Annotated in this window: 27 protein-coding genes and 1 tRNA gene; 12 read left to right on the plus strand and 16 right to left on the minus strand. The window is 66.7% G+C overall.

Annotated features, from left to right (window positions below; translation table 11 throughout):
• Positions 1-84 precede the first annotated feature (84 nt).
• Complete coding sequence (gene thsA / locus NKT36_RS12180) at positions 85-1647, minus strand: thermosome subunit alpha (RefSeq protein ID WP_327053390.1); 1563 nt, start codon at positions 1645-1647, stop codon at positions 85-87.
• Between the two features lie 150 nt (positions 1648-1797).
• Here thsA and NKT36_RS12185 point away from each other — a divergent pair, with 150 nt between their 5' ends.
• Complete coding sequence (locus NKT36_RS12185) at positions 1798-2613, plus strand: amidohydrolase family protein (RefSeq protein ID WP_327051323.1); 816 nt, start codon at positions 1798-1800, stop codon at positions 2611-2613.
• 21 nt (positions 2614-2634) lie between these two features.
• Here NKT36_RS12185 and NKT36_RS12190 read toward each other — a convergent pair whose 3' ends face one another.
• Together NKT36_RS12190 and NKT36_RS12195 are read right to left on the minus strand one after the other, a co-directional pair.
• Complete coding sequence (locus NKT36_RS12190) at positions 2635-3540, minus strand: glycosyltransferase family 2 protein (protein WP_327051324.1); 906 nt, start codon at positions 3538-3540, stop codon at positions 2635-2637.
• Between the two features lie 41 nt (positions 3541-3581).
• Positions 3582-4289: a class I SAM-dependent methyltransferase gene (locus NKT36_RS12195; protein ID WP_327051325.1), complete on the minus strand. Its 708-nt coding sequence runs from the start codon at positions 4287-4289 to the stop codon at positions 3582-3584.
• 337 nt (positions 4290-4626) lie between these two features.
• Here NKT36_RS12195 and NKT36_RS12200 point away from each other — a divergent pair, with 337 nt between their 5' ends.
• From NKT36_RS12200 to NKT36_RS12210, 3 genes are all read left to right on the plus strand, one after another.
• Entirely contained in the window at positions 4627-5424 is a 798-nt protein-coding gene (locus NKT36_RS12200) for a DUF6498-containing protein (protein WP_327051326.1), read from the plus strand.
• Between the two features lie 39 nt (positions 5425-5463).
• Positions 5464-5625: a hypothetical protein gene (locus NKT36_RS12205; protein ID WP_327051327.1), complete on the plus strand. Its 162-nt coding sequence runs from the start codon at positions 5464-5466 to the stop codon at positions 5623-5625.
• A gap of 848 nt (positions 5626-6473) precedes the next feature.
• Positions 6474-7313 carry a lipoate--protein ligase family protein gene (locus NKT36_RS12210; protein ID WP_327051328.1) on the plus strand — a complete coding sequence of 280 codons (840 nt, stop codon included), beginning with the start codon at positions 6474-6476 and terminating at the stop codon, positions 7311-7313.
• Between the two features lie 4 nt (positions 7314-7317).
• Here NKT36_RS12210 and NKT36_RS12215 read toward each other — a convergent pair whose 3' ends face one another.
• On the minus strand, positions 7318-7848 hold the full coding sequence (locus NKT36_RS12215) for a peroxiredoxin family protein (protein ID WP_327051329.1): 531 nt from the start codon (positions 7846-7848) through the stop codon (positions 7318-7320).
• A 95-nt stretch (positions 7849-7943) separates the two neighbouring features.
• Here NKT36_RS12215 and NKT36_RS12220 point away from each other — a divergent pair, with 95 nt between their 5' ends.
• Positions 7944-8771 carry a deoxyribonuclease IV gene (locus NKT36_RS12220; RefSeq protein ID WP_327051330.1) on the plus strand — a complete coding sequence of 276 codons (828 nt, stop codon included), beginning with the start codon at positions 7944-7946 and terminating at the stop codon, positions 8769-8771.
• A 40-nt stretch (positions 8772-8811) separates the two neighbouring features.
• Here NKT36_RS12220 and NKT36_RS12225 read toward each other — a convergent pair whose 3' ends face one another.
• Complete coding sequence (locus NKT36_RS12225; protein WP_327051331.1) at positions 8812-9156, minus strand: AzlD domain-containing protein; 345 nt, start codon at positions 9154-9156, stop codon at positions 8812-8814.
• Positions 9149-9835, minus strand: coding sequence for an AzlC family ABC transporter permease (locus NKT36_RS12230; RefSeq protein ID WP_327051332.1), 687 nt, complete (start codon positions 9833-9835; stop codon positions 9149-9151). The genes NKT36_RS12225 and NKT36_RS12230 overlap by 8 nt, the downstream gene beginning before the upstream one ends.
• Before the next feature lie 101 nt (positions 9836-9936).
• On the opposite strand from NKT36_RS12230, the gene NKT36_RS12235 reads away from it, so the two are divergent.
• Entirely contained in the window at positions 9937-10773 is an 837-nt protein-coding gene (locus NKT36_RS12235) for a class I SAM-dependent methyltransferase (protein ID WP_327051333.1), read from the plus strand.
• Between the two features lie 100 nt (positions 10774-10873).
• Positions 10874-11965, plus strand: coding sequence for an aminopeptidase (locus NKT36_RS12240; protein ID WP_327051334.1), 1092 nt, complete (start codon positions 10874-10876; stop codon positions 11963-11965).
• A gap of 348 nt (positions 11966-12313) precedes the next feature.
• Here the strand turns inward: NKT36_RS12240 and NKT36_RS12245 are convergent, their stop codons facing one another.
• Entirely contained in the window at positions 12314-12958 is a 645-nt protein-coding gene (locus tag NKT36_RS12245; protein ID WP_327051335.1) for a DUF7095 family protein, read from the minus strand.
• Positions 12959-13027: 69 nt separating this feature from the next.
• Positions 13028-13957: a mechanosensitive ion channel family protein gene (locus NKT36_RS12250; RefSeq protein ID WP_407652177.1), complete on the minus strand. Its 930-nt coding sequence runs from the start codon at positions 13955-13957 to the stop codon at positions 13028-13030.
• 127 nt (positions 13958-14084) lie between these two features.
• Between NKT36_RS12250 and NKT36_RS12255 the strand changes: the two genes are divergently transcribed.
• Complete coding sequence (locus NKT36_RS12255; RefSeq protein WP_327051337.1) at positions 14085-15230, plus strand: MBL fold metallo-hydrolase; 1146 nt, start codon at positions 14085-14087, stop codon at positions 15228-15230.
• A 32-nt stretch (positions 15231-15262) separates the two neighbouring features.
• Here NKT36_RS12255 and NKT36_RS12260 read toward each other — a convergent pair whose 3' ends face one another.
• On the minus strand, positions 15263-15835 hold the full coding sequence (locus tag NKT36_RS12260; protein WP_327051338.1) for a hypothetical protein: 573 nt from the start codon (positions 15833-15835) through the stop codon (positions 15263-15265).
• Between the two features lie 224 nt (positions 15836-16059).
• On the opposite strand from NKT36_RS12260, the gene ncsA reads away from it, so the two are divergent.
• On the plus strand, positions 16060-17046 hold the full coding sequence (ncsA, locus tag NKT36_RS12265) for a tRNA 2-thiolation protein NcsA (RefSeq protein WP_327051339.1): 987 nt from the start codon (positions 16060-16062) through the stop codon (positions 17044-17046).
• Positions 17047-17055: 9 nt separating this feature from the next.
• Here ncsA and NKT36_RS12270 read toward each other — a convergent pair whose 3' ends face one another.
• From NKT36_RS12270 to NKT36_RS12285, 4 genes are all read right to left on the minus strand, one after another.
• Entirely contained in the window at positions 17056-17253 is a 198-nt protein-coding gene (locus tag NKT36_RS12270) for a hypothetical protein (RefSeq protein WP_327051340.1), read from the minus strand.
• 14 nt (positions 17254-17267) lie between these two features.
• On the minus strand, positions 17268-17816 hold the full coding sequence (locus NKT36_RS12275) for a hypothetical protein (protein ID WP_327051341.1): 549 nt from the start codon (positions 17814-17816) through the stop codon (positions 17268-17270).
• Between the two features lie 218 nt (positions 17817-18034).
• Positions 18035-18814 (minus strand): hypothetical protein, encoded by a 780-nt coding sequence (locus NKT36_RS12280; RefSeq protein ID WP_327051342.1) that lies wholly within the window; start codon positions 18812-18814, stop codon positions 18035-18037.
• Positions 18804-20117: a hypothetical protein gene (locus tag NKT36_RS12285; RefSeq protein ID WP_327051343.1), complete on the minus strand. Its 1314-nt coding sequence runs from the start codon at positions 20115-20117 to the stop codon at positions 18804-18806. Before NKT36_RS12285 ends, NKT36_RS12280 begins: the two co-directional genes overlap by 11 nt.
• 281 nt (positions 20118-20398) lie before the next feature.
• Here NKT36_RS12285 and NKT36_RS12290 point away from each other — a divergent pair, with 281 nt between their 5' ends.
• On the plus strand, positions 20399-20554 hold the full coding sequence (locus NKT36_RS12290) for a hypothetical protein (protein WP_327051344.1): 156 nt from the start codon (positions 20399-20401) through the stop codon (positions 20552-20554).
• 65 nt (positions 20555-20619) lie between these two features.
• Positions 20620-21171, plus strand: coding sequence for a flavodoxin domain-containing protein (locus tag NKT36_RS12295; RefSeq protein WP_327051345.1), 552 nt, complete (start codon positions 20620-20622; stop codon positions 21169-21171).
• A 109-nt stretch (positions 21172-21280) separates the two neighbouring features.
• On the opposite strand, the gene ftsZ is transcribed toward NKT36_RS12295, so the two are convergent.
• The 3 genes from ftsZ to NKT36_RS12310 all read right to left on the minus strand — a co-directional run bounded on the left by ftsZ (position 21281) and on the right by NKT36_RS12310 (position 23383).
• Positions 21281-22468 (minus strand): cell division protein FtsZ, encoded by a 1188-nt coding sequence (gene ftsZ, locus NKT36_RS12300; RefSeq protein WP_327051346.1) that lies wholly within the window; start codon positions 22466-22468, stop codon positions 21281-21283.
• Positions 22469-22470: 2 nt separating this feature from the next.
• Positions 22471-22650 carry a ribbon-helix-helix domain-containing protein gene (locus NKT36_RS12305; protein WP_327051347.1) on the minus strand — a complete coding sequence of 60 codons (180 nt, stop codon included), beginning with the start codon at positions 22648-22650 and terminating at the stop codon, positions 22471-22473.
• A gap of 184 nt (positions 22651-22834) precedes the next feature.
• Positions 22835-23383: a double zinc ribbon domain-containing protein gene (locus tag NKT36_RS12310; RefSeq protein ID WP_327053391.1), complete on the minus strand. Its 549-nt coding sequence runs from the start codon at positions 23381-23383 to the stop codon at positions 22835-22837.
• Between the two features lie 127 nt (positions 23384-23510).
• Between NKT36_RS12310 and NKT36_RS12315 the strand changes: the two genes are divergently transcribed.
• Positions 23511-23584, plus strand: a tRNA-Tyr gene (locus tag NKT36_RS12315).
• The last annotated feature ends 8 nt before the right edge of the window (positions 23585-23592 follow it).

A 23592-nucleotide genomic window follows, 5' to 3' on the forward strand; every position in this document is an offset into this window, starting at 1 on the left:
CGAGCCGTCGTCCCGTCGGCGCTACCGTTCTCGATGCAGTCGCTCGGCAGTCTTATCGCGTTCGAAAGAAGTAGTGAGTTCAGCTTACTCCGCGGCGATGACGTCGTCGATGCGGACGATCATCGTCGCGGACTCGGTGGCGCTCTCGACGGCCTCGCGCTTGACGGCGGCCGGGTCGATGACGCCCGCCTCGACGGGGTCGGCGATCTCGCCCGTCTCGCCGGAGGAGATGATGCCGGCGCGGCCCTGCTCGTCGTCGTTGGCGGCGCGCAGGTCGACCAGCGCGTCGATGGGGTCCATGCCGGTGTTCTCCGCGAGCGTGCGGGGGAGCGTCTCGACGGCGTCGGCGAACGCCTCGACGGCCAGCTGCTTGCGCCCCTCGATGCCGGCGGCCTCGTCGCGGACGAGCGCGGCGACGTTGATCTCGGTCGCGCCCGCGCCCGGGACGACGCTGCCCGTGTCGACGGCGGCGGTGACGACGTCGAGCGCGTCCTCGAGGGCGCGCTCCAGTTCGTCGACGACGTGGTCGGTGCCGCCGCGGACGAAGACGGTGACGGCCTCGGCGGCCGCACCGCCCTCGACGAACGCGAAGGTGTCGTCGCCGTACTTCTCGACGCTCACGCTGTCGGCGTGGCCGAGTTCGTCGTCCTCGACGTCGTCGGGCTTGCTCGTGCGTTTGCCGCCGGTGGCCCGCGCGATGGCGGACGTCATGTCGTCGTCGACGTCCTCGAACGCCAGGACGTCGCGGTCAGCGAGGTAGGCCGCGGTTCGGTCGTCGATGGAGGAGTGCGAGAAGACGACGTCGACGCCGGCGTCGGCGATGGCGTCGGCGAGCTCACGTAGCTGGCGGTCCTCGGCGTCCATCGCGGCGGTCAGCTGTTCGACGTCGTCGACGGTGTACTCGGCGTCGACCTCGGTCTCGCGGACGCCGAAGGAGCCGTCCGTGGCGAGAACGGTGGCGTCCTCGACCGTGGTCGGCATGTTCTTGTGGGCGGGTTCGGCGTCCTCGACGATGCCCTCGACGAGCTCCGTCGCGCTGGAACTGGAGCCGACCTGCGTGTGGACGCGGACGTCGCCGCGGGCGACGTCGTCCTCGCGCTCGGCGTGGCGGATGGCGTCGACGACGACCTCCGCGAGGCGCTCGGTCGTCACGTCGCCAGTACCCTTGCCCGTCATGCTGGATTCGGCGACCTGCCGGAGGACGTCGTCGTCGACGTCGGCCTCCAGCGTCAGGTCGTCGATGCCGTCGATGGCGATGTCGCGAGCCTGGGCGTACCCCTCGACGATGGTGGTCGGGTGTACGTCCTGTTCGAGCAGGTCCTCGGCCTTCGCGAGGAGTTCGCCGGCGAGCACGGCCGCCGTCGTCGTGCCGTCGCCGATCTCCTCCTCCTGGGTCTCGGCGACCTCGACGATCATCTGGGCGGCGGGGTGCTCGATGTCCATCGTCTCCAGGATGGTCGCCCCGTCGTTGGTGATGGTCACGTCGCCGCTGTCGGTGACCAGCATCTTGTCCATCCCGCGGGGGCCGAGCGTCGTGCGTACCGACTCGCTGACGGCCTTGCCCGCGCTGATGTTCGACGCCTGTGCGTCCTCACCCTGCGTGCGCTGGGTGTCCTCGCCGAGGATGAACATCGGTCGTCCACCCATGCGCCGCTGACCGTAATCTGATCCTGACATCATGTTAAACGATGTTTGATGTTCTATATATATTTTTCCACTGATGCCGGGCTGGTCAGCCGTTCGCACACGTACCGGGACCGACAACTACTAAGACCGATACGTGCCAAGGATTTCGCGATGCTGGAACTGGAGCACCGCTTTCGCGTCGTCGACGTCCACGCACGACTCACGCTCGACGAGGCGGTGACGGCGCGCGGGCGAGCCATCTCGCCCGAGAAACTGGAACGCGAGATGCATCAGGCGGGCGTCGTGTCGACCGTCGTCTTCGCAGGCCCCCGCGAGGGGCAGAGCTACCTGAGCGCGAACAACGCCGTGGCGCGACGCAGCGTCGACCGGCCGTTCGTCACCTTCGCCCGCATCAACGGTCCGCGGGACCCGACCGGGAACGCGACGGCACGACTGCGCAACCTCGGTGCACGGCGCAAGGACCACCACACGTCGCCGGGAGACGTCGAGCAGTACGCCTACGACGACCGCTTCCACGGCTTCAAGCTCGACCCGACGACCGACGGACTACCGACCGAAGACGTGCTCGACGAACTGGAGGCCGTCGACCTGCCCGTGCTCGTCACCGCCGGGCAGGGGTTCCCGCCGGACGCGGCTGCGGAGGCGCTGCTCGGCCGGTCGTTCCCCGTCGTCCTCTCGCACTTCGGCGGCTTCCCCCTCGACCGCGACCTGATGGACGACGCCATCGACCTGCTGGAGTTCTACGACGACTGTTACCTCGACACGAGCTTCGTCCGCTATCGCGCCCCGATGGAGCGGGCCATCATGGAACACCCCGACCGGGTGCTGTTCGGCAGCGGCACCCCCGACGTCCACCCCAACGTCGCCGTCATGGAGATTCTCACGCTCGACGTCCCGGAGGACGCCATGCGGAAGGTCTTCTCCAGGAATCCGGGGCGCGTCGTCGACGCGCTCGCATCGGAGTAGCGTCGGCGCACCCCTCCGTCGCTATCGCCAGTCGTAGCGCTCGACGGCGCGGTCGGCGCGCGAGGAGAGCCCCGCCGGGTTGCGCGCGTCGGTCCGGTCTTCGACGCGCGCTCGCACGCCGTCGCGTGTACCGGCGGCGATGTTCCGGAGGACGTGCTTGCCGGAGTTGATCCACGAAGAGGGCTGGGCGTCGCCGGCCACGACCTCCCTTGCGACGGACGTCCCGTCCTCGACCGCGTCCTGCAGCGTTCGCCGGAACACCGTCAGTCGCGGGCCGTAGTTCTTCACCAGTCGGTAGCTCAGCGCGTGGTACTTCACGCCCCAGTCCCGGTCGACGCCCTCGCCGTCGTCGGTCGACTCGACGCAGACGTCGGTGGACCACGACACCGATAACCCCTGGTGGGTGAGTCGGTGGGCGCAGTCGCGCGCCCCGCCGGTCAGGAGGTTCTCGTCGAAGCCGTCGACGCTCTCCAGGGTCTCGCGTTCGAACGCGACGTTCTCCCCGGCGAAGTACGTCACTTCGCGCCCGGCGATGGTCCGGGTCTCTCTGTCCTCGGTCGTCATCCCCGCCCGGACCGCCCGGTGGACCGGACCGGTCACCGCCGCCGCCGCCGCGCCGTCCGCCATCGCCTCGGCGACGCCGTCGCGCCACGATTCCTCGACGACGACGTCGTGGCCGACCAGCGCGACGACGTCGCCGGTCGCCTCGACGATGCCGGCGTTCCGCGCGACGTTGAGGTTGCGGTCGGACACCTCGACCAGCGCGCTCACGTCGTCGCGCTCCCGCACCATCCCCGTGGTTCCGTCGGCCGAGGGGCCGTTGACGACGACCACCTCGGCGTCCGGGACGTGGTCGTCGAGCGCGTCGAGACAGGTGCTGAGGCGCTCCCGACCGTTCAGGGTCGGCACGACCACGGAGATATCCATACGACCCTCTCAGATTCCAGCCCCCTAAAAGTTCTCCGGGATTACTCCACGGCCGTACTCCAGTAGGAAACCGACGCGAGGCTGTCTCCGACCATCGAGTCGACGATCGTCTCGTCGACGTTGCGGATCGGGCTCGCCACGCTGTCCGGAATCTTCCGGTAGAAGCCGTACGGCAGCACCCAGTCGTGCTCGGCGTCGACCAGCGTGAGGCCGGTCTCGTCGAGCAGTTTCTCGACGTCGTCGGGGGAGTAGAGCCGCGACCCCATCGGCAGTAGCCAGTTGTAGAGGCTGCGGGTGCTCGGACCGGCGAACGTGTCGAAGAAGACCTGCTCCTTCGCGACGCGTCGCATCTCGCTCAGGAACGTCGCGGGCGTGTCTGCGAGGTGGAAGAACCGCATGGCGAAGACGGCGTCGAAGTGGTCGTCCGGGAACGGCAGCCGCCCGGCGTCGCCCCGCATGAACTCCAGGTGGTCGGCGACGCCGGCCTGGCGTGCCTTGTGCCGCCCCTGTTGGAGCATCGCGGAGGAGATGTCGAGGCCGACGATGTCCGTCCCGCGCTCGGCCAGCATGACGGTGAAGCGTCCGGTTCCGCAGGCTATCTCGAGCACCTTCTTCTCGTCGACGGGTGCGAGCGCGTCGAGCACGGCCTGTTTCTCGCGCCGGTCGATGAGGCGACCGCCGCGCGAGAACCGCTTCTCCTCGTACTCCTCGGCGACCTCCGTCGCCTGGTACCACTCCTGCCCTTTCACGCTTCTCTCACACGGGATTAGCTCGCCGGGGGGATAAAATGGTACTGAATATCGCTCGTCCTGGCTCCCGTCGGCGAGTGCTGCGCGTTCTGGTTCTGCCCACGCGAGTCCCCCTATCCACCTCGATAAATCACATACTGCGATATAGAATGTCGTTCGTTCGCCCCCGTGGACTCTGCCGTGTCGCTGCAAGTCGTCGGGACCGGCCCGGCGACTCTGCCACGATTCCGGTCCTCGAACGGTTGCCCGGCGCCTTTTTCCGGTTCGAACGCCCGAGCGTGTGGGTGTGGCGCAGTTCGACTGCATTTTAGGTCGGTGGCGCTATCGGCGTCGTGCGATGGTCCTCGAATCGCCCCGTCCCGAGCGACTGGCGTTCGTTCCGATCCTGCTCTCCAACCTCGTTCCGCTCCCGGGAATCGCCTTCCTCGGCTGGTCGGCACGGAACGTCCTGTTCGTGTACTGGGTCGAGGTCGGCGTGCTCGTCCTGCTCTACAGTGGGTTGACGCTGTTCGCGCAGCGGGAACCGCGACCGGAGGAACGAACGATGCGCCCGGTGACGCTGTCGGTGCCGTTCGTGGGTACCTCGTCCGATTCGATACGCCCCGTCAGTTGGCTGCCGCCGATTCACTACCGTAACCTCCGGTACGCCGCCGGAATGTTCGTCTGGGGGCTCGGGTTCTGGGCGTGTCTCAGCGTCCTGATGGTCGTGCTTCCGTCCCCTCGGCACGCCGGGTACGACTCCGGTATGAGCGAACTCGCCGCTGTCGTCTCGGCCGCCTACTCGCCGACGGTTCTCCTGAGCGTGTGTGCGCTGGTCGTCTCACGGGTCGTGACCGTGCGTCGCGAGTTCTTCGGCCGCCGGGTGTACGAGCGGCTCTCGGCACCCATGACGGCCGAGATTCCGGCACGGCAGGTCGTCTTCTGGTTCCTCCTGACGCCGGTCGCGCAGTTCGGGTTGCCGATGGTGGCGCTGCCGCTCGTGGGAGTGTTCGACCAGCGGGCGCTGGTCGAGGGGGGAATCGCCCTGCTGGTGGTCGCTGGGAAACTGTTCGTCGAATGGTCGAACTTCAGGGCACAGGAACTCGGCGAGACCGACGGGGTCGCGGGATGGTTCACGCCCGAAGAACTGGAGTAATAGACAGGTTTTTATTCAGTTCGTTTTCAACTTGTCAGCATGGTCCCCCCGATCGTCAGACACGGAATGGGTCTTACGAGTGCTCTCGTCCTCGCAGCGGTCGCGTTCGTCTTCCTCGACGGGACGGTGAAGTGGCTGGTGCTCGGTATGGCGGTCGTCGAGGCCGTGCTCGTCCCGCAATTGCTGAAGCGGACGACGTAGCATCGCGGCTGGTGGATGGACGCCTGGAGGAACGCGTTCGCTGACCGCGGTGGGGTCGGACTCGCGTTCGTCGGCCTCGACGCGACGCCGTTCGCCCCGTGACGTCGTTCCCTCGACGCCGTTCGTCCCGCAACGCCGTGCTCGACGCTCACCGGTCGAACGCCGCGGAGACGTATGCGTCACCGCCAGTACGCGACCGTTTCCTCTCCGCCTGAAATCGTGGGCCGCGAGCGTCGACACCAACGCTTTTCGACGAATCTCTCGTAGTCCCGGTGCCTTGGGGTTTCAGAAGTCGCATCGGACGACGTGGTCAGCGTCGACCAGGACGATACGGTAGAAACGATGCACAGCAGATGTTCCAACGCGGCGTCGGCAGCGTGGTTGTCGAGGGGGCGTCGAACTCCGCGGCATCGTCGCGTTCGACGACCTGGTGGTGCACGCGACGGCCGACGCCGAGCGTCTCACGGCGATGCTGCGCGGCTTCTCGGACGTCATCGAGGCTGAGACGCCGCTCGAACGCTAGCCTGCACTCGTGCTGGCGTGCCGGCGGTCGTCGCCGCGGCGAGACCAGCGCCGACGGTGCCGACGGGTGCCTGACTATTCGTCGTCCTCTCCGTCGTCTCCGGGTCCGAACAGCCCGAGACAGACGTACGCCCAGCTCCTGCCGCGGTTGGCACGGCGCTTGCCGAGTCGTTCGCTCTCCATGCGAGGGTTTAGGCCGGCCTAATTATTTAATCGTTGTCGTCGGTTCCGTCCGCCGACGCACCGCAACCAGTCCGCGAAGCGGCGTGTCGTTGTCGACGTCGCGCTCCGCAATCCACTTGGTCGCCACGCGCCAAGCGACCGGTATGACGCTGGCGGACCGGGAGTGGCGGCTGATCAGAGAGGAGTCGTGGGAGGGTCCGCTGAACATGGCCCTCGACGAGATAGCGGCGGAGACGGCGGCGGCGGGCGGTCCCCGGACGCTCCGGGTGTACCGCTGGGAGCCGAGCACGCTCTCGCTGGGCTATCGACAGGACCCCGACACCGTCGACTGGGAGTTCTGCGACCGGGAGGGGATCACGGTGACCCGCCGGCCGACCGGCGGTGGCGGCATCTACCACGACAGCTACGGCGACGTCTCCTACACCATCGTCGCGCCGGCCGACGAACTCCCGGGCGACCTGATGGAGACCTACGAACTGCTCTGTGCGCCCATCTTCGACGCCTTCGAGCGCATGGGCGTCGACGCCCGGTTCACCGACGAGGAGCGGCCGGCCATCCACCAGCCGGCCTGTTACCTGCGCGAGCTTCACCCCGCCCACGACGTGGTCGCGGACGGTCGAAAGGGCGACGACGGGGGCGTACCGGCGAAGAAGATCAGCGGCAACGCCCAGTACCGGCGCAAGGACGCCGTCATCCAGCACGGGTCGCTCAAGTTCTCGCTCGACGCGGACCGCCACCTCGGCGTCTTCGACGCCCCCGACGCGACGCCCGCCGAGTTCCGCGACCGCGTGACGACCGTGGACGCGCTGTCCGAGGTCGACCGCGAGAACGCGGTCCGGGCGGTCGAGGAGGCGCTGGCCGACTGGGCCGACGCCGAGGCGGGGGCGTGGACCGACGAGGAACTGGCGCGGGCCCGCGACCACGCCGACGCGAAGTTCGCGAGCGAGGCGTGGAACCGGCGGCGGGAGGACCCGACGGCCTGACCCGCTACAGTCCGAACGTCTCCATCTCCGGCCCGAACTCGTCTTCGAGCGTGGCGTGTATCTCCGACAGCGGCGGCGTGTCGAGGGTCGGGTCGACCGGATGCTCGCCGACCCAGACGTACCGGACCTCCCTGTTCTGGTCGACGAGGAAGCACGACCGCCGCGCCCGCGCGACGACCTTGAACGTCCGGTACTTCACGTCGAACGCCTCCGCGACGGCGAGGTCGCGGTCGGAGAACAGCGGGAACTGGAGGTCGAGGTGGTCGATGAACCGCCTGTGGGTGCCGGGTCTGGACTTGCTGATACCGACGACCTGCACCTGTTCGCCGCTGGCGAACCACTCGTAATCCCGGAACGAGCACCACTCGTCGACGCAGTCCGGCGCGAAATCGTTCGTGTAGAAGGAGAGCAACGCCGGCCGCTCGTCGAGCAGCGCGGAGAGGGACGTCTCCTCGACCGTCCCGTCGGGGTGGACGAGCGGTGCAGAGAACTCCGGCGCCGCGTCGCCCACGTCGAGTCCCGCTGAACGAGTCATGGGCTATCGTCTCACCACTCTTACTTAAGATTTCAGCCACTGGCCCGTGACGGCGGTTCGAAGTACCTTTGAGGGCTGGTTGCTAGCGCAACCACATGAGAGTTGGAGCACACGTCTCGATCGCTGGCGGCGTCGACAACGCCGTCGAACGGGAACTCGACGTCGGTGGCAACTGCGGACAGGTCTTCACCCACTCCCCGCAGGTGTGGCAGGACCCCAACATCGGCGACGGGGAGGCCGAGCGCTTCCGCGAGGAGACGGCGGCCGAGCTGGACGGCCCCTGGGTCATCCACTCCTCGTACCTCGTCAACCTCTGTACGCCCAAGGACGACCTCCGCGAGAAGTCCGTCGACAGCATGCAGAAGGAGGTCGACGCCGCGGCCAAGCTCGGCATCGACTACGTCAACGTCCACCTCGGCGCCCACACCGGCGCGGGCGTCGACGGCGGCCTCGACAACGCCGCGAGCGCCCTCGACGAGCTCGACGTCCCCGACGGCGTGACCGTCCTCGTCGAGAGCGACGCCGGCAGCGGGACGAAGCTCGGCGGCGACTTCGAGCACCTCGCCGAGGTCATCGACCGCAGCGAACAGGACCTCGACGTCTGTCTCGACACGGCGCACATGTTCGCCGCCGGCTACGACCTCTCCAGCGCCGCGGCCGTCGACGAGACGGTCGCGGAGTTCGACGACGTCGTCGGCCTGGACCACCTCCGGTGCATCCACCTCAACGACTCCAAGCACGAGTGCGGCACGAACAAGGACGAGCACGCCCACATCGGCGAGGGACTCATCGGCGAGGAGGGGATGGAGGCCATCGTCAACCACCCCGACCTCGCGGATATCCCCCTCGTCCTGGAGACGCCCAACGAGGACGGCAAGGGCTTCGCGTGGAACATCGAGCGCGTGAAGGAACTGCGCGAGTAATCGAACCCGACTCCGTCACTCCTCTTCCTGTTGTGTCCTCTCACGGCAGCAGCGCGGACAGCAGCCACATCGCGGCCATCCCCGAGACGAGCGTCGCCAGGATGTCCTCCGTCTTCCACGACACCACCACCGCCAGCGTCCCCGCGAGCAGGCGGGCGTTGGTCGGGGACAGCGACATCGCCCCGTCGACGAAGACGAACTGCGGGACGACGAGCGCCGACAGCACCGCCGCGGGGACGAGGCGGAGGCCCCGCTCGACGCTCTCGGGAACGTCGTCGAGGCGGCCGAACAGGGCGATGAACGACAGGCGCAGCGCGAACGTTCCGACGCCCGCCGCCAGGATGATGAGCCACAGCGTCCCCGCGTCGAAGGTCGTCTCAGTCATCGAGCACCTCCTCGACGACCAGGCCGGCCGCGATGCCGGCGACGGCGGCGGTCAGCAGGCCGAGGTTGAACGGGAGGCCGTTCGCCGCGACGGCCACCGCGCCGCCGACGACGGCCGTGACGACGGTCGTGCGGTCGGTGATCGCGGGGACGAGCACCGCGAGGAAGACCAGCGGGACGGCGAACTCCAGGTGCCAGCTCGCGGGGACGCTGCTCCCCAGGAGGATACCGGCGACCGTCGAGGCCTGCCACACCACCCACAGCGGCGTCGCGACGCCGAGGTAGTACCACCGGCGGCTGGTCGCCTCGTCGCTGCGGAACTCCATCACCGAGACGGCGTACGCCTGGTCGGTGAGCAGGTACGCGAGCCAGGCCTTCCAGCGCGCCGACTGGCGCTCGAAGTACGGTGCGATGGACGCGCTGTACATCACCAGCCGCAGGTTGACGACGATGACGGTCAGCACGACCACCGCGACCGGAGCGTTCTGGCCGATGAGCTCGATCGCAGCGAGCTGCGACGCGCCGGCGAAGATGACGACCGACATGGCGAGCGCCTGGATCGCGGGGACGCCGACGCCGACGGCTGCGACGCCGGCGACCATCCCGAACGGGGCGACGCCGAGGATTATCGGAACCGCGACACGAACGCCGGAGAGGAAGTCCGCACGTGCTGAAGACACTGCCTCGGTGTAGGCCCCGGTGGTGGTATCAAGCTTGGTATCGCGGCCAGTGACGACGGCGTATCGTCTCACTTTTGCCCCTCCCATCCGAACAGTCGCGCGTGCGAGAGTTTTCTGCCGACTACCTGCGGCGCACGCGAGAAGGGCTCTGGGAGGACCGCGACGCGCTCGCGGACCTCGAACTCGGGTCCCGCGAGCGCGTGCTGGACGTCGGCTGTGGGACGGGCGAACTGACCCGCGTCCTCGCCGCGGAGACGTCGGGCGAGGTCGTCGGCGTCGACGCCGACACCGCCCTGCTCGCCGTCGCGAACGACCACCGGGAGCCGGGCGACCGCACGTCGTTCGTCGCGGGCGACGCCAACCGGCTTCCGTTCCCGGACGACCACTTCGACCTCGTCGTCTGCCAGGCCCTGCTCGTCAACCTGCCCGACCCGGCACGCGCCGTCCAGGAGTTCGCCCGCGTTTCCCGCGACCTCGTGGCCGCGGTCGAACCCGACAACGCCGCGGTGTCGGTCGAGTCGACGGTCGACGCGGAGCGCGACCTGGCCCGCCGCGCCAGGGAGGCGTTCGTCGCGGGCGTCGACACGGACGTCGCGCTCGGCGGCGGGGGCACCAGAGCGGCGTTCCGCGACGTCGGCCTCCACGACGTCCGGACCCGCGAACACTACCACGCGAAGACCGTCGAACCGCCGTACGACGAGCGCGACGTCGAGGCCGCGAAGCGGAAGGCCAGCGGCGCGGCGCTCGCCGACCGCCGCGAGACGCTGGTCGGCCCGCTCGACGCCGAGGAGTACGACCGCCTGCGGACGGCGTGGCGCGAGATGGGCCGCGACGTCGTCGAGCAGATGGCCGACGGCGACTATCGGCGCTCGGAGGTCGTCCCCTTCTACGTGACCGTCGGCCGGGTCGACGGCCCCCCGACCTCCTCCGCGGGGTAACCGCACCGACACGAGCCGACGGCCCCGATGCCTCGCCGACGCGCGGCAGAACGCGACCGGTCTCGAAAACCCTTATCGGACTGCCGTACCGCCTATCCGCATGGACCCACGAATCAGGCAGCACGCCGAGATCCTGGTCGACCACAGCACCGACGTGCAGGCGGGCGACAACGTCCTCGTCCGTGCGCCGGCCGTCGCGGAGGACCTCGCCGTCGCCGTCTTCGAACGGCTCGGCGACCGGGGTGCGAACCCCTCGCTCGCGATGCGGAGTCCGCGCGCCGACCGCGCCTTCCTCCGGGCGACCGACGAGGAGGACTTCGAACTCCACGGGCACGAACTCGCCGAGATGGAGGAGACCGACGTCGTCATCATCGTCAAGGGCACCCGGAACGCGGCGGAGACGAGCGACGTTCCGCCCGAGAAGACCGCGGCGATGGCCCGCGCCAACAGCGCCGTCAGCGAGGAGCGGATGGGCAAACGCTGGGTCGGCACCCAGTTCCCGGCGTCCGGCGAGGCCCAGCTCGCGGAGATGAGCACCGAGGCGTACGAGGACTTCGTCTACGGCGCGGTCAACAAGGACTGGGAGGCCCAGCGCACCCACCAGGAGCAGATGGTGGCGATCCTCGACCCGGCCGACGAGGTCCGCGTTGTCTCCGGCGACGCCACCGACCTCCGAATGAGCGTCGACGGCATGAAGACGGTCAACGACTACGGCGAGAAGAACCTCCCCGGCGGTGAGGTGTTCACCGCGCCCGTCCCCGACTCCGTCGAGGGTGAGGTGCTCTTCGACAAGCCGCTCGTCCGGAACGGTCGCGAGATAGAGGACGTCTACCTGAAGTTCGAGGACGGCGAGGTCGTCGACCACCGTGCAGCGAAGAACGAGGAGGTCCTGACGGGCGTGCTCGAGACGGACGAGGGCGCGCGCCGTCTGGGCGAACTCGGCATCGGAATGAACCGCGACATCGATCGGTTCACCTACAACATGCTATTCGACGAGAAGATGGGCGACACCGTCCACCTCGCCATCGGCAAGGCTATCCGCGAGACGGTGCCAGAGGGCCAGCCCTACAACGAGAGCGCGACGCACCTCGACATGATCGTCGACATGAGCGAGGACTCCTACATCGAGGTCGACGGGGAGATCGTCCAGCGTGACGGAACCTTCCGGTTCGAGGACGGTTTCGAGGGCTGACGTCAAGACTTTTTGGTGCAGCTTTTGCGAGCGAAGCGAGACAAAAGGTGCGGGCAGGTGGTTCAGCGTGACGGAACCTTCCGGTTCGAGGACGGTTTCGAGGGCTGACGTCAAGACTTTTTGGTGCAGCTTTTGCGAGCGAAGCGAGACAAAAGGTGCGGGCAGGTGGTTCAGCGTGACGGAACCTTCCGGTTCGAGGACGGTTTCGAGGGCTGACCGACCGGCACGAGATTTTAAATACGAACCCGCGGCCACACCCGGCGTGACCTGACGCCGGCGCGCGAGCGGCCGAAGCGGGTGTGCGGTGCTCCCTCGCGCGCAACCGACGCTGCACCGCCTGTTCGCCCCTTACACCACGTCGCCGCGGACCGTCGCTCCGTCCTGACGCTTGCGGTAGGACTCGACCGCAGCGGCAGCCTCGTCCGTCTTCTCCCCGGCCATGCCGAGCATCTCCAGCGCGTCGGGTAGCGTCGGGAAGGCGAGCTCGCTCTCCTGGAGCTTCCGCAACGCCTCGTCGCTGCGCTGTCCCCCGGCCCAGAGACAGACCCCGCGCGGGTCGAGGATCTGTTCGTAGGCCTCGCGGGCGACGGCGCCCTTCAGCCGCTGGGTGACGTTGTCCTCGAAACTGGAGTTGCACACCTCGAGATGGACGGGTTCGTCGTCGTGCAGGAGATGTGCCGCGAGGCACTTCTCGGGCGCGGCGTGTCCGTTCTCGTTCGCGCGGAGCAGGTCGGGGTGGGCGTCGGCCCACTCCGCCCGGACCGTCTTGCCGACGCCTTTCACGCCGTGGGACCTGTGGAACTCCTCTTCGCGGTCGGCGTCGCCGCGCAGCAGGATGTCCTTCGTGACGTACACGTCGAGGCGGTCGATCGGGTCGAGCCCGAGCGCGACGTCGCCGTACACCCACACTTCCCGCACCGGGACCGGCATCGTGTCGTTCTCGACGGTGTCGACGATCTCCTCGACGCGTTCGATGGCCACGCTTCGCTCCATTCGGTCGGTCAGTTCGGGTTCGCACCGCATAAACGCGCTGGATGCTGGAGGTCGGCTATCGACAGGTCCTCAGTCGTCGGGGGAGGACTCGACCTGGCTGGTCCGGACGCTGCCGTCGACGCCGACGTCGCCCGTGAGCTGCCGGTGGGGATAGGGCATGTCGATGCCCTCGGCGTCGAAGCGCTCCTTGACGCGCTTGACGAACTCGGAGTTGACGCCTACCACGTCGCCGCGGTCGGGGTTCCGGATCCAGATCCGCGACTGGAGGTTGATCGACGAGTCCCCCAGTTCGGTCACCCGTACCGACGGTCCGGGGTCGTCCATGATCCCTTCGACGTCGGCGGCCTCGTCGAGGATGGCCTCGATTGCCTGGTCGATGTCGTCGCCGTACCCGATGCCGAAGACGATGGTCCGCCGGAGCTTGTCGTACGCGACGGGATTCGTCACGGCGTCGTTGGCGAGCGTCCCGTTCGGTACCGTCACGAGTTCGTTGTCGAACGTCCGGACGCGCGTCACCCGCAGGTCGATCTCCTCGACGCGCCCCTCGCCGTCGACCCACTCGATCCAGTCGCCCACCTCGAACGGGCGGTCCTTGAGGATGAACACGCCGGCGACGAAGTTCGCGAGGAGGTCCTGCATGGCGAACCCGACGGCCAGCGCGATGGCTCCTGCGAAGACGGAGAAGGCGGCGATGACGCTCCCGAATCCGGCGACCGTGAACGCGACTGCGACGGCGAGCAGGACGACGACGACGTTCGCCACGTTCTCGCCCAGGCTTCGCACCGTCGGATCGAACCCGCGCTGGTCGAGCACGCGCCGCACCAGCGGCAAGAGCACGAACTTCCCGAGCAGGTAGACGACGACGAAGGCGAGCAGGAACGCGAGGACCTTGCCGACGAGGCCGCTGTACTGGCTCAGGAGTTCGTCGACCGAGTTCGGAACCGGGCCGTCGCCCTGTGCGAGGATGATACTCTGCACTACCGGCGGTAGAAACGACATAGGGGCGATTCGAAGAAGTAGGTGAAGAACGTTTTGGCCGCCTCGACGCAGGTCCGGATATTGTCCGTCATTGGTCGCACTGTCCATCACCGTTAAGCCGGTACGCGTCGATTCTGATGCTTGAGCCATGGTCACGGAGATCACAGCGGAACAGCTGGCAGACCGGCAGGACGCCGGCGAGCAGTACCTCCTCCTGGACACGCGGCCCGAGGAGAGCTTCGAGTCGTGGCACGTGGAGGGCGCGAAGAACTTCCCGTTCAGTTCGGACGACTCGCTCTCCGAGTCGGACGTAGAGGAAGTCCACTCGATGCTGGACGGCCACGACGAGATACTGACCATCTGCGCGAAGGGTATCTCGTCGTTCCACTTCGCCGAGGAGCTACGCGAACAAGGGTTCGACGATGTGACGGTCGTGAAAGGCGGGATGGAGGACTGGAGCCAGGTGTACGAGCACGTCCTCGTCGACACGCCAGGCGACGCGAACGTCGTCCAGGTCCAGCGGCGTGCGAAGGGCTGTCTTGGCTACGTCGTCGGCAGCGACAGGGAGGCCGTCGTCGTCGACGCGACGCGGCACGTCCGGGAGTTCCAGGAGGCCGCCGCGATGCTGGGCTGTGAGATAACGCACGTCCTCGACACGCACGTCCACGCCGACCACGTCTCCGGCGGGCGGAAGCTCGCGGACGAACTCGGCGTGCCGTACCACCTCGGCGACCGCGCGACGGAGCGCGACGTCGAGTACGAGTACGAACCGCTCGGGAGGAACGAGGTGCTGACGGTCGGCGACGCCGAGATCAAGGCCGTCCGCACGCCTGGCCACACCTCCGAGCTGGTCAGCTACCTCGTCAACGACGAGGCGGTCCTGACGGGCGACGCCCTCTTCGTCGACTCCATCGGGCGGACGGAACTGGAGTTCGGCGACGCGGGTGCGGCCCGCGGCGCGCGGATGCAGTACGAGTCGCTGCACCGGTCGCTGATGAGCGAACCGGACAGCGTCGTCGTCCTTCCGGGCCACGTCACCGTCACCGAGGAGGGGCGCTACGCTTACGGCAGCCCCGGCGAACCCATCTACTCGACCATCGGCGAACTGCGCACCACCCTCGACGTGCTTCAGCTCGACGAGGAGGCGTTCGTCGACCGACTGTCGAGCGACGTCCCGGAGAAGCCGCCGAACTACGAGACGGTCATCGCCATCAATCGCGGCGCGGAGCAGCCGGACGACGAACAGGCAGCGACCGAACTCGAACTCGGTCCGAACCGCTGTTCAGCGCCCTGATCGGTCATTTTCTTCCTGCGCCGCCCGACGCTTCAGGTCACCGTCCGCCACCTGCCGTTGCGGTCGCGGACCGCGGCGAACGCCATGGAGGTACCGCCGACTGCGAGGCCGACGCCGAACAGTGACCAGCGGACGTGTGCGCCGCCGGGCCAGCCGACCGCCAGCAGCGCCGCCAGCGTTAGCTGGACCGCGGCCGTCGCCAGCAGCGAGCGTCGGTCCGCGCCCGTCTCCCGGAGGCCGGCGACGACGCGGTGGGCGGCGAACGCACCGAGCACGCCGGCGAGCAACAGCGCGACCGTCGTCGGCCCGACCGGGAACGCCAGAAGGCCGAACGCGGCGAGGCCGTAGACGACCGCCAGGGCGAGCCCTCGGACCGTCTCCTCGGTGTCGTCGGGGACCGCCACGGCGTGCTGTGTCAGGACGAGCGCGACGACGACCAGCGCGACCGCGAGCCAGCCGGTGAGCACGCCGAGCAACGCCGGCAGGCCGACGACGAGCAGGCCGACGCCCGTCACCACCACGCCAGCCGAGAACCGGCTTCGCCACTCCTCCGTTCCGGGCGGTTCGACCCCCGTCGCCGTCCCGGTCCCCCCGTTCGACCCCATTCTCGACCGAGGTACGTGACCCTCGCAGAAGTGTGTTCCCCCGGAGATGGCCGCTTCGGCGACCGTCGGTCGCTGTCCCGATATCCGGTTCAGCGACGGCCGTCGCGCCGAGCCGCGGCCTCTCTCGCAGCCGACACGACCGACCCAGGGCCGATTTGCTATAGCATCATCGGCTTTATACGAACCCGAAACGGTGAAACGGCCGGCGACGCAACCCGCTCGTAATGGACTGCGACAAGTGCGACCGGGAGGCGGTCATGCACGCCGCCTACTCGGGGTTGCACCTCTGCGACGAGCACTTCCGTCGGTCGGTCGACAAGCGCGTCCGGCGCCGCATCCGCGAGGACGATCTCCTGTCATCGTCGGCGACGCCCGACGACCCCGAGACGTGGCTGATCGGCCTCTCCGGCGGGAAGGACAGCGTCGTCCTCACCAAGCTGTTGCACGACACCTTCGAGGAGGACCCGCGGGTCGAACTCGTCGCGCTGACCATCCACGAGGGAATCGAGGGGTACCGCGACGAGAGCCTGGCAGCCTGCGAGGAGCTGGCCGCCGACCTCGGCATCCGCCACGAGGTCGTCACCTACGAGGAGGAGTTCGACCTCCGGATGGACGACGTGGTCGAGAAAGACCCCGAGAACATGGCCGCCTGTGCCTACTGCGGCGTGTTCCGCCGCGACCTGCTGTCGAAGTACGCCGAGGAGTTCGGCGCGGACAAGCTGCTCACCGGCCACAACCTCGACGACGAGGCCGAGACGGCGCTGATGAACTTCCTCGAGGGCGACGTCGCCCAGACCGCCAAGCACTTCGACGCCAGCCTCGCCCCGTTCGGCGAGCGCGACGACGAGGCGACGCGCAGCGACCAGGACCACTTCGTCCCGCGCGCGAAGCCGCTCCGGGACGTCCCCGAGAAGGAGGTCGCTCTCTACGCCCGGCTGGCCGACCTCCCGGCGCACATCACGGAGTGTCCCCACTCCAGCGAGGCCTACCGCGGGGAGATACAGGACCTCATGCTCTCGCTGGAGGACAACCACCCCGGAACCCGCCACTCCATCATGGCCGGGTACGAGCAGCTCGCCGCCCTCGCTGCCGACGAGTACGGCGCCGGCGAGGGCGACCGGGAACTCGTCGAGTGTGAACGCTGCGGCGCGTCGACGACGCGCGACCTGTGCCGGAAGTGCGCGCTCGTCGACGCCATCGAGGCTGCGTGAGCTACCGCCTCACTCGTTTTTCGTCCACTCCGGTGGGTCGGCCGTTTCGAGGTACCCGTGGACGATTCCGAGTTGTACGAAGCAATATCCAATCCCGGCTACGCTCACGAAGGCTGCATACGTCACGCTACCGAACTGGAGACCGTTCAGACTGTCAAGCGCACCGATGATGGCTCCAACGACGATGACGACGAACAGTCGCGCCACTTGCCCCTTCGTCGCTATCCAGGACTGGACGAGCGCCGGGATCGGCTCCTGACCGTCGATGGTGACTGCCGGAATGGCGAACGAGACCGCAGCAGGCAGTAGATGGCGACCGGCAGACCCATGAGCGCGAACACCCACTGGTCCGTTACCAACGTTACCACGGCTGGAATCCCGATAACGACAGCCATGACGAGTGTGAAGATGATCTCCACCGCGAACACCATCGGAACGAACCACGCCATCGCGCGCAGATGACTCCTGACGTCCGTTGGTCCGCCGAACCTGGCGACGGCGGCGTACCGGTGGGTGAGTCCGAGTGCAGCGGTCATGACCACGAGAACGCCGACCAGACCCACCCCGCCGAGGAGCGGGTCTTCGATGGCGCTGTCGCGGATAAGTTTCGCGAGGCCGTACGCGACGGTCGTTATCAGGAACAGCACGATGACTGTCGGCTGTGAGCGGGCGACCCAGACGCCCTCCAAAAGCGCTTCGAACGGGTTCCACGAGGGTGCCCCGCCGACCGCCGACTCCCAGTCCGTGGAGTCAGTCTTCACCGCCGTCACCTCCGGCCCGACCGCCGCTGTGACCGTATCCGAAACTACAAGAAGTATTCACAAACATACTTAACAACATTAAATCACATAAGATTATTTATATATAAAACTGTCGCCGTGCGTCATTGCCGTTCGAGTCGACCCCGAGTCGGGCGATTCCGCGCAGGGGGCAAACTCACGTGGTACGAATCCCCGCCGTTCTTCCCCCAACAGGCGCGAGGAGGGACCTATCGTCGGTCCGTCCGCGCTGGCTCGCCGCTGTCCGTCCACCTGGGTGGGTCGGCTGTTTCGAGATACGCGTGGGCGAATGCGAGATACACGAAACCGTAGGCTATTCCGATTGCCCCGATGAACGCGGCGTGCGTAACGTTCGTACCGAACTGGAATCCGTTCAGTTCCTCGACTGCACGGATTGCGCTCGCGGCCATGACGAGGACGAATAGCCGGCCAAGTTGTCCCTTTGCTGACCTCCAGGAGTAGACGAGGGCCTGTACTGGATTCTGTCTGCCGATGGTGACGGCCGGATAAGCCAGGGAGATGCGCAGTAGGCAGTAGATGGCAATCGGAACGCCCACCAGTTGAAACACGTGCTGGCCGGTTATCGACGCGAACACGTACGGCACCGCGACGATGAGGGTCATGCCGATGATGATGAGGATGTTCAGTGAGAGGAACATCGGTATCAACCACACCAATGCCCGCAGGTGGGGTTCGAGGCCCGTCGGACCACCATATCTGGCGACTGCAGCATACCGATGCGTGATTCCGAGTACCGCGGTCGCTATCAAGACGGTGCCGACCAGCCATGACCCCGCGAGAAATAGATTCTCGATGGGTCCGTCGCTGATCACCTTCTCAAGCCCATAGATGGCCCCCAGTGTAACAAACAGCCCCACGACTATCGGCTGTGAACGAGCGACCTGAATACCCTTGACGAGCGCTTCGAACGGGTTCCACGAGGGTGCCCCGCCGACCGTCGACTCCCGACCCGTGGATTCAGCTCTCATCGTCGTCACCTCCGAGAACGATCGCGCCGAGGGTCCAGACGAGCCCCAGTCCTGCCAGACCGAGGACTCCCTCCAACTTCTCGTCGTCAGCCTCGACGAGTTCGAACAGCCGTGCGGTTTGGCGCTGGCCTGTTATCGCAGTGTCTGTTCCAGCGACGACGACCGAATCGTCTCGAACCACGATACCGGCCACGGTGTCCAGCTCCCGATAGCCGGTCCGCCCCCACCGTTTCGTGCCATCGGCCGCGTATCGACTCACCGCTGTACCGCCGCTCCCTATGCCGACGACGAGAATATCGCCGTCGTCGCCGACGGAAACGCCTCTCACTCTTCCGGCCTCCGTCAGGGAGTGTTGCGAGCGCACCTCGAACGACTCCGTCAGCGAGACGAGTCGACGGGACCCGGTGATACGTTTAAATCCGTTCCCGGCGTCGCGTTCACGCTCTACGTCCACTGCCATCGCGTATCCACCATCCGGATGGCGAGCCATCGCGTTCACTGCTATCTTGCCTTTCAACTCGAGGTCGACGCTTCTGCTCCCCTGCTCCGTTCCGTCGTCGCCGAACTGGACGACCTGCGGGTCGGCTATGCTGGACTGATAATCGCGGTAGTCCAGCACCGCACGGAACCCACTCTCGGTCGGTTCGAGGAGTACGACGTCAGTTTTGTACTTATAATGCCTTTTCGTCTCCCAGGTCCGTCTCCACGCGACTTCACCGTCGGACGTCAGTTTCGTGAACATGGGATAGGAGGATTCACCTTTGAGGGTCGTCCCGGCGATGACGTAGCCGCCGGCTTCGAGTTCAACCGCGCTCGTGACCTCCTCGTCGACTGGCTCCCCGGGAATTTCCGACCATTCCATGCGCGTTCGCCACTGCTTCTCTCCGTCGGGGCCGGTCTTCACGGCGAACGTCTCGTGCTCGCCGCCGTCGTCACTTGTTCCATCTCCGGCGATGAAGAATCCGCCGTCATCTGTCTCGACGACGTCTTTCCCCGACACTTCGTAGGTAATGCCGGTCCAGTACCTGCGCTCCCACTGCTTCGTCCCGTCGGCGTCAACCTTCACGAACCAGAGTCCGTTGTTGGCGACGTTGCCAGTGAAGACGTAGCCGTCGCTCGTCTGGATTAGGGCGTTGCTCGTGCCTCTTTTCCCCTCTTTACTGCCGTAGTACAACTCGTTTGTGGTCTCGACGATACGCTCCCCCAGTCCGAACAGAGGACGTGCGGAAAGGTTCAGTGGGCCTGCGCCGCCAAGCGCTAGTGTGGAGCTGACAAATTTTCGTCTTCCCCCAGCTTCGAACATATATTCTATCAAATATTAACAGAATAAATAACTAATGGAAGTGTCACACTGGGGTGTTCGAGAAACGTTCCGTAGACGTGACGATGTAGCGGTCGTGAACCAGAGGGTCGACCGTCCGCTGGCGTTCGAGTCGATTCCGAAAGGACGACCCCGGCTTGTACTGAAACGAACTCCAATGGTCCTTTATTTCGACAGTTCATCCCCCAGCAGTGAGCCGTCGCCGGCGGTTTCGGTCTCGTCACGCCGGCCACCTGCCTGACGGTGAATCCCTTGGACGTGCTGTGGCAGCCATTCGCCGCAGCGCTGGGAGCGTCCCGGTCACGCTCTGCCTGTTCGCGCTCGTCGGTGGCTCGAGCCGACGGTGGGCCGGCATCGGCTTCGGAACTGCCATCGGCTTCGCAGTCGCCGAACACCTCGCGCTCGCCGGCGCGGCGTAACCGTCCAGTGCGTCGACCCGCGGCGGCGAGTGCTTCTATTCCGCTGGAGCGCGTTCGTGTGGGCGATGACCGACGTGCTCGTCTGCTACGGCACCACCGAGGGACAGACCGCAACGGTCGCCGACCGCATCGCCGACGTCCTCCGCGGGGCGGGTCACGACGTCGACGTTGCAGACCTGCCTATCGACGCCGCTCCGGCCGACTACGACGGCGTCCTCGTCGGAGCGTCCGTCCACGCCGGCAAGCACCAGCGGCCTGTCACGGAGTTCGTCGCCGACCACCGCGACGAACTGAACGCGATGCCGTCCGGCTTCTTCTCGGTCAGCCTGTCGGCCGCGTCGGAGAGTCCCGACGGTCGCGAGGAGGCGCAGGCCGTCGTCGACGACTTCCTCGACGAGACCGGGTGGTCGCCCGACGTGGCGACGACCGTCGCGGGGGCGCTCCGGTACAGCCAGTACGGTCGGATCAAGCGCCTGCTGATGCGGTTCATCGCTGGCCGTCACTCCGGCGACACCGACACCTCGCGGGACTACGAGTACACGGACTGGGACGACGTCGAGGCGTTCGCCCACGAGTTCGAGCGGACTCTCGTTCGCCCCGGCGGACCGTCCGTGTGACCGGCATACGGAGGGCGTTCGGGACCGTGGACGGGAGAACCTGCGGTTGGGGGACGTTGCGACCCGATGAAAAGCGATCAGAGACGATCGCCGTGAACGGTACGGCGGATTACCGGATGACGTCGAGTCCGTTGTTCTGTTCGACCTCGTCGCGCCCGCCGTCGCTCTGCGTGCCGAAGGAGGCGGTGTCCTCCGTCGGGACGTTCTGGCTGGCGTCGAACGCCTGGGCGTCGACGTCGCGCATCTTCTCGCGGGACTTGTCGGCCTGCTGCTGCGTGGAGGGGCCGAGCACCTGGGCGCTCTGGACGCCCGTCATGATGGCCATCACGCGCACCTTGTTCTTGTAGTTCTCCTGGATGCGCGCGCCCCAGATGACGTTCGCGCTGGCCTCCAGTCGCTCGGTGATGTTCGCCGCGATGCCCTCGGCCTCCTTGAGGGTGAGGTCGGGGCCGCCCGTGATGTGGACGAGGCCGCCGGACGCGCCGCGGTAGTCGACGTCGAGCAGCGGGTGGTTCATCGCGTCGCGGACGACCTCCTCGGTCTTGTTCTTGTCCTGGGTCTCGCCGACGAGCATCACCGCGACGCCGCCCTGGTTCATGATGGAGGTCATGTCGGCGTAGTCGAGGTTGATGAGCGACGGCTGGGTGATGGTCTCGGAGATGCCCTTCACCGTCTCGGCGATGATCTGGTCCATCACCGAGAACGCCTTGCCGATGGGCAGGTTCGGGACGTAGTCGAGCAGGCGGTTGTTGTCGAGGACGATGATGGAGTCGGCCTCGTTGCGAAGCTTCTCCAGCCCTTCCTCGGCCTTCACCGTGCGGGCGCGCTCGACGTTGAACGGCGTCGAGACCATGCCGACGACGATGGCGCCCTGCTCTTTGGCGATCTTCGAGACGACGGGAGCGGCGCCGGTACCGGTGCCGCCGCCCATGCCTGCGGTCACGAAGACGAGGTCGGCGTCGCCGAGTACCTCCTTGATGGTCCCCTGGGCCATCTCGGTGGCACGCTCGCCCATCTCTGGGTCGCCGCCAGCGCCGAGTCCCTGGGTGAGCGACTTGCCGACGAGGATCTTCGTGTCGGCCTCGATCATCTTCAGGTGCTGCTTGTCGGTGTTGATGGCGACCGTGTCGGCGCCGTCGACGCCGATGTTGTAGAGGCGGTTGATGGTGTTGTTGCCCGCACCGCCGCAGCCGACGATGACGATTCGCGGGTCGCCGAACTCGTCGCCAGTCGCCGCGTCCATCTCGCGCTGTTCTTCCTCGGCGTTGTCGAGGGCTTCCTGGACGATGTCCTGCATCGTTACACCTTCGCCCAGGTGCGTTTGTTGTTCGTGGTCTCCGTGCTCGAGTCGCTCTCGCTGAGCATGTCTCGGACTGCCGCCCGGATCGCCTCGCTGCGATTCGGGAACTCGCCAGTCTCGACCATCTGTTCGACTTCCTCGATCTGCTGTTTCGGAATGCGAAGTGTCACGCGCTCCATAGCTGTATTCCCCTTGTTCGGTAAGACGATGCGCGCGGTGTGCGCCGCCCCGTCTTACGCCGCGTTACGGTCTGAGGCAGTTATTTGCCCGGCTTTGGCGTGCGGCGTAAGACGACCGTCTTACGTAGACTTACCCACATACGCATTGCTTATATAATTAACGGCGGCTGTAAAACAACTCGTTTTACGACGGGTCTAAAACGTCCGCCGACGGGGTTCTGCGGCCGCAGCCCGGGCAGAACGCCCAGTCCGAACGCAGTTCGTCGCCGCAATCGCAGAAGACGCGACGGGTGGCCTTCTCTCCGCAGTTGGGGCAGTAGACGTGTCCCTCCGCGATGGACTCGCCGCACTGCGCGCACGTATCAGATGCCAAGGGTGTGTCGGCGGATGTCTGACGGTCCGCGTCGCGGCTCTCGGCACGCCGATCGTCGCTTGCACTGGCGCGTTCGGCGGACGCCTCGCGCACGCTGCCCTCGTTCGGACCCTCGACAGTGACGTTGACGTTGATGTCCTGTGCGTCCTGGCGCGGCGGACGTCGGCCGAGTCGCTCCTCGACGAGCGCGTCCACGCGCTCCGCGACCACGGCGTCGATGCTGCCCTCGTCGTCGTCGGCAGCGTCGGACGCGTCGAGGTACTGTCGGAGTGCCTCCCGCATCACCTCGCTCTTGGAGGTGTCGAGCGCCTCAATACGCTCGACAAGGTCGTCGTCCGCGCGGAAGGTAATCTTGCTCATGTCGGCCACCTGAATTGCTGTGTGTGACGATACCACTTGCTCCAACATATTTGAATCTTTCCGTCGAGGCCATCTCCGCGAATAACAATTCTTAAGTCCGGCAGGGCTCCTACCTGTAACTGCGTGCCCGCCCTTAGCTCAGACTGGTAGAGCAGTCGACTGTAGATCGACTTGTCCCCCGTTCAAATCGGGGAGGGCGGACTTTTCCT

This window comes from Halomicrococcus gelatinilyticus, from assembly GCA_024227995.1.
Taxonomy (GTDB): domain Archaea; phylum Halobacteriota; class Halobacteria; order Halobacteriales; family Haladaptataceae; genus Halomicrococcus; species Halomicrococcus gelatinilyticus.

Bases quoted from the DNA above. Each gene is read 5' to 3' on its own strand.
- NKT36_RS12220 (WP_327051330.1), top strand. From the start codon at position 7,944: ATGAGAGTTGGAGCACACGTCTCGATCGCTGGCGGCGTCGACAACGCC.
- NKT36_RS12205 (WP_327051327.1), top strand. From the start codon at position 5,464: ATGGTCCCCCCGATCGTCAGACACGGAATGGGTCTTACGAGTGCTCTC.
- NKT36_RS12245 (WP_327051335.1), bottom strand. From the start codon at position 12,958: ATGGAGCGAAGCGTGGCCATCGAACGCGTCGAGGAGATCGTCGACACC.
- NKT36_RS12185 (WP_327051323.1), top strand. From the start codon at position 1,798: ATGCTGGAACTGGAGCACCGCTTTCGCGTCGTCGACGTCCACGCACGA.
- NKT36_RS12280 (WP_327051342.1), bottom strand. From the start codon at position 18,814: ATGAGAGCTGAATCCACGGGTCGGGAGTCGACGGTCGGCGGGGCACCC.
- NKT36_RS12215 (WP_327051329.1), bottom strand. From the start codon at position 7,848: ATGACTCGTTCAGCGGGACTCGACGTGGGCGACGCGGCGCCGGAGTTC.
- NKT36_RS12255 (WP_327051337.1), top strand. From the start codon at position 14,085: ATGGTCACGGAGATCACAGCGGAACAGCTGGCAGACCGGCAGGACGCC.
- NKT36_RS12200 (WP_327051326.1), top strand. From the start codon at position 4,627: ATGGTCCTCGAATCGCCCCGTCCCGAGCGACTGGCGTTCGTTCCGATC.
- NKT36_RS12285 (WP_327051343.1), bottom strand. From the start codon at position 20,117: ATGTTCGAAGCTGGGGGAAGACGAAAATTTGTCAGCTCCACACTAGCG.
- NKT36_RS12305 (WP_327051347.1), bottom strand. From the start codon at position 22,650: ATGGAGCGCGTGACACTTCGCATTCCGAAACAGCAGATCGAGGAAGTC.
- NKT36_RS12190 (WP_327051324.1), bottom strand. From the start codon at position 3,540: ATGGATATCTCCGTGGTCGTGCCGACCCTGAACGGTCGGGAGCGCCTC.
- NKT36_RS12210 (WP_327051328.1), top strand. From the start codon at position 6,474: ATGACGCTGGCGGACCGGGAGTGGCGGCTGATCAGAGAGGAGTCGTGG.
- NKT36_RS12240 (WP_327051334.1), top strand. From the start codon at position 10,874: ATGGACCCACGAATCAGGCAGCACGCCGAGATCCTGGTCGACCACAGC.
- NKT36_RS12295 (WP_327051345.1), top strand. From the start codon at position 20,620: ATGACCGACGTGCTCGTCTGCTACGGCACCACCGAGGGACAGACCGCA.
- NKT36_RS12310 (WP_327053391.1), bottom strand. From the start codon at position 23,383: ATGAGCAAGATTACCTTCCGCGCGGACGACGACCTTGTCGAGCGTATT.
- ftsZ (WP_327051346.1), bottom strand. From the start codon at position 22,468: ATGCAGGACATCGTCCAGGAAGCCCTCGACAACGCCGAGGAAGAACAG.
- thsA (WP_327053390.1), bottom strand. From the start codon at position 1,647: ATGGGTGGACGACCGATGTTCATCCTCGGCGAGGACACCCAGCGCACG.
- ncsA (WP_327051339.1), top strand. From the start codon at position 16,060: ATGGACTGCGACAAGTGCGACCGGGAGGCGGTCATGCACGCCGCCTAC.
- NKT36_RS12225 (WP_327051331.1), bottom strand. From the start codon at position 9,156: ATGACTGAGACGACCTTCGACGCGGGGACGCTGTGGCTCATCATCCTG.
- NKT36_RS12250 (WP_407652177.1), bottom strand. From the start codon at position 13,957: ATGTCGTTTCTACCGCCGGTAGTGCAGAGTATCATCCTCGCACAGGGC.
- NKT36_RS12260 (WP_327051338.1), bottom strand. From the start codon at position 15,835: ATGGGGTCGAACGGGGGGACCGGGACGGCGACGGGGGTCGAACCGCCC.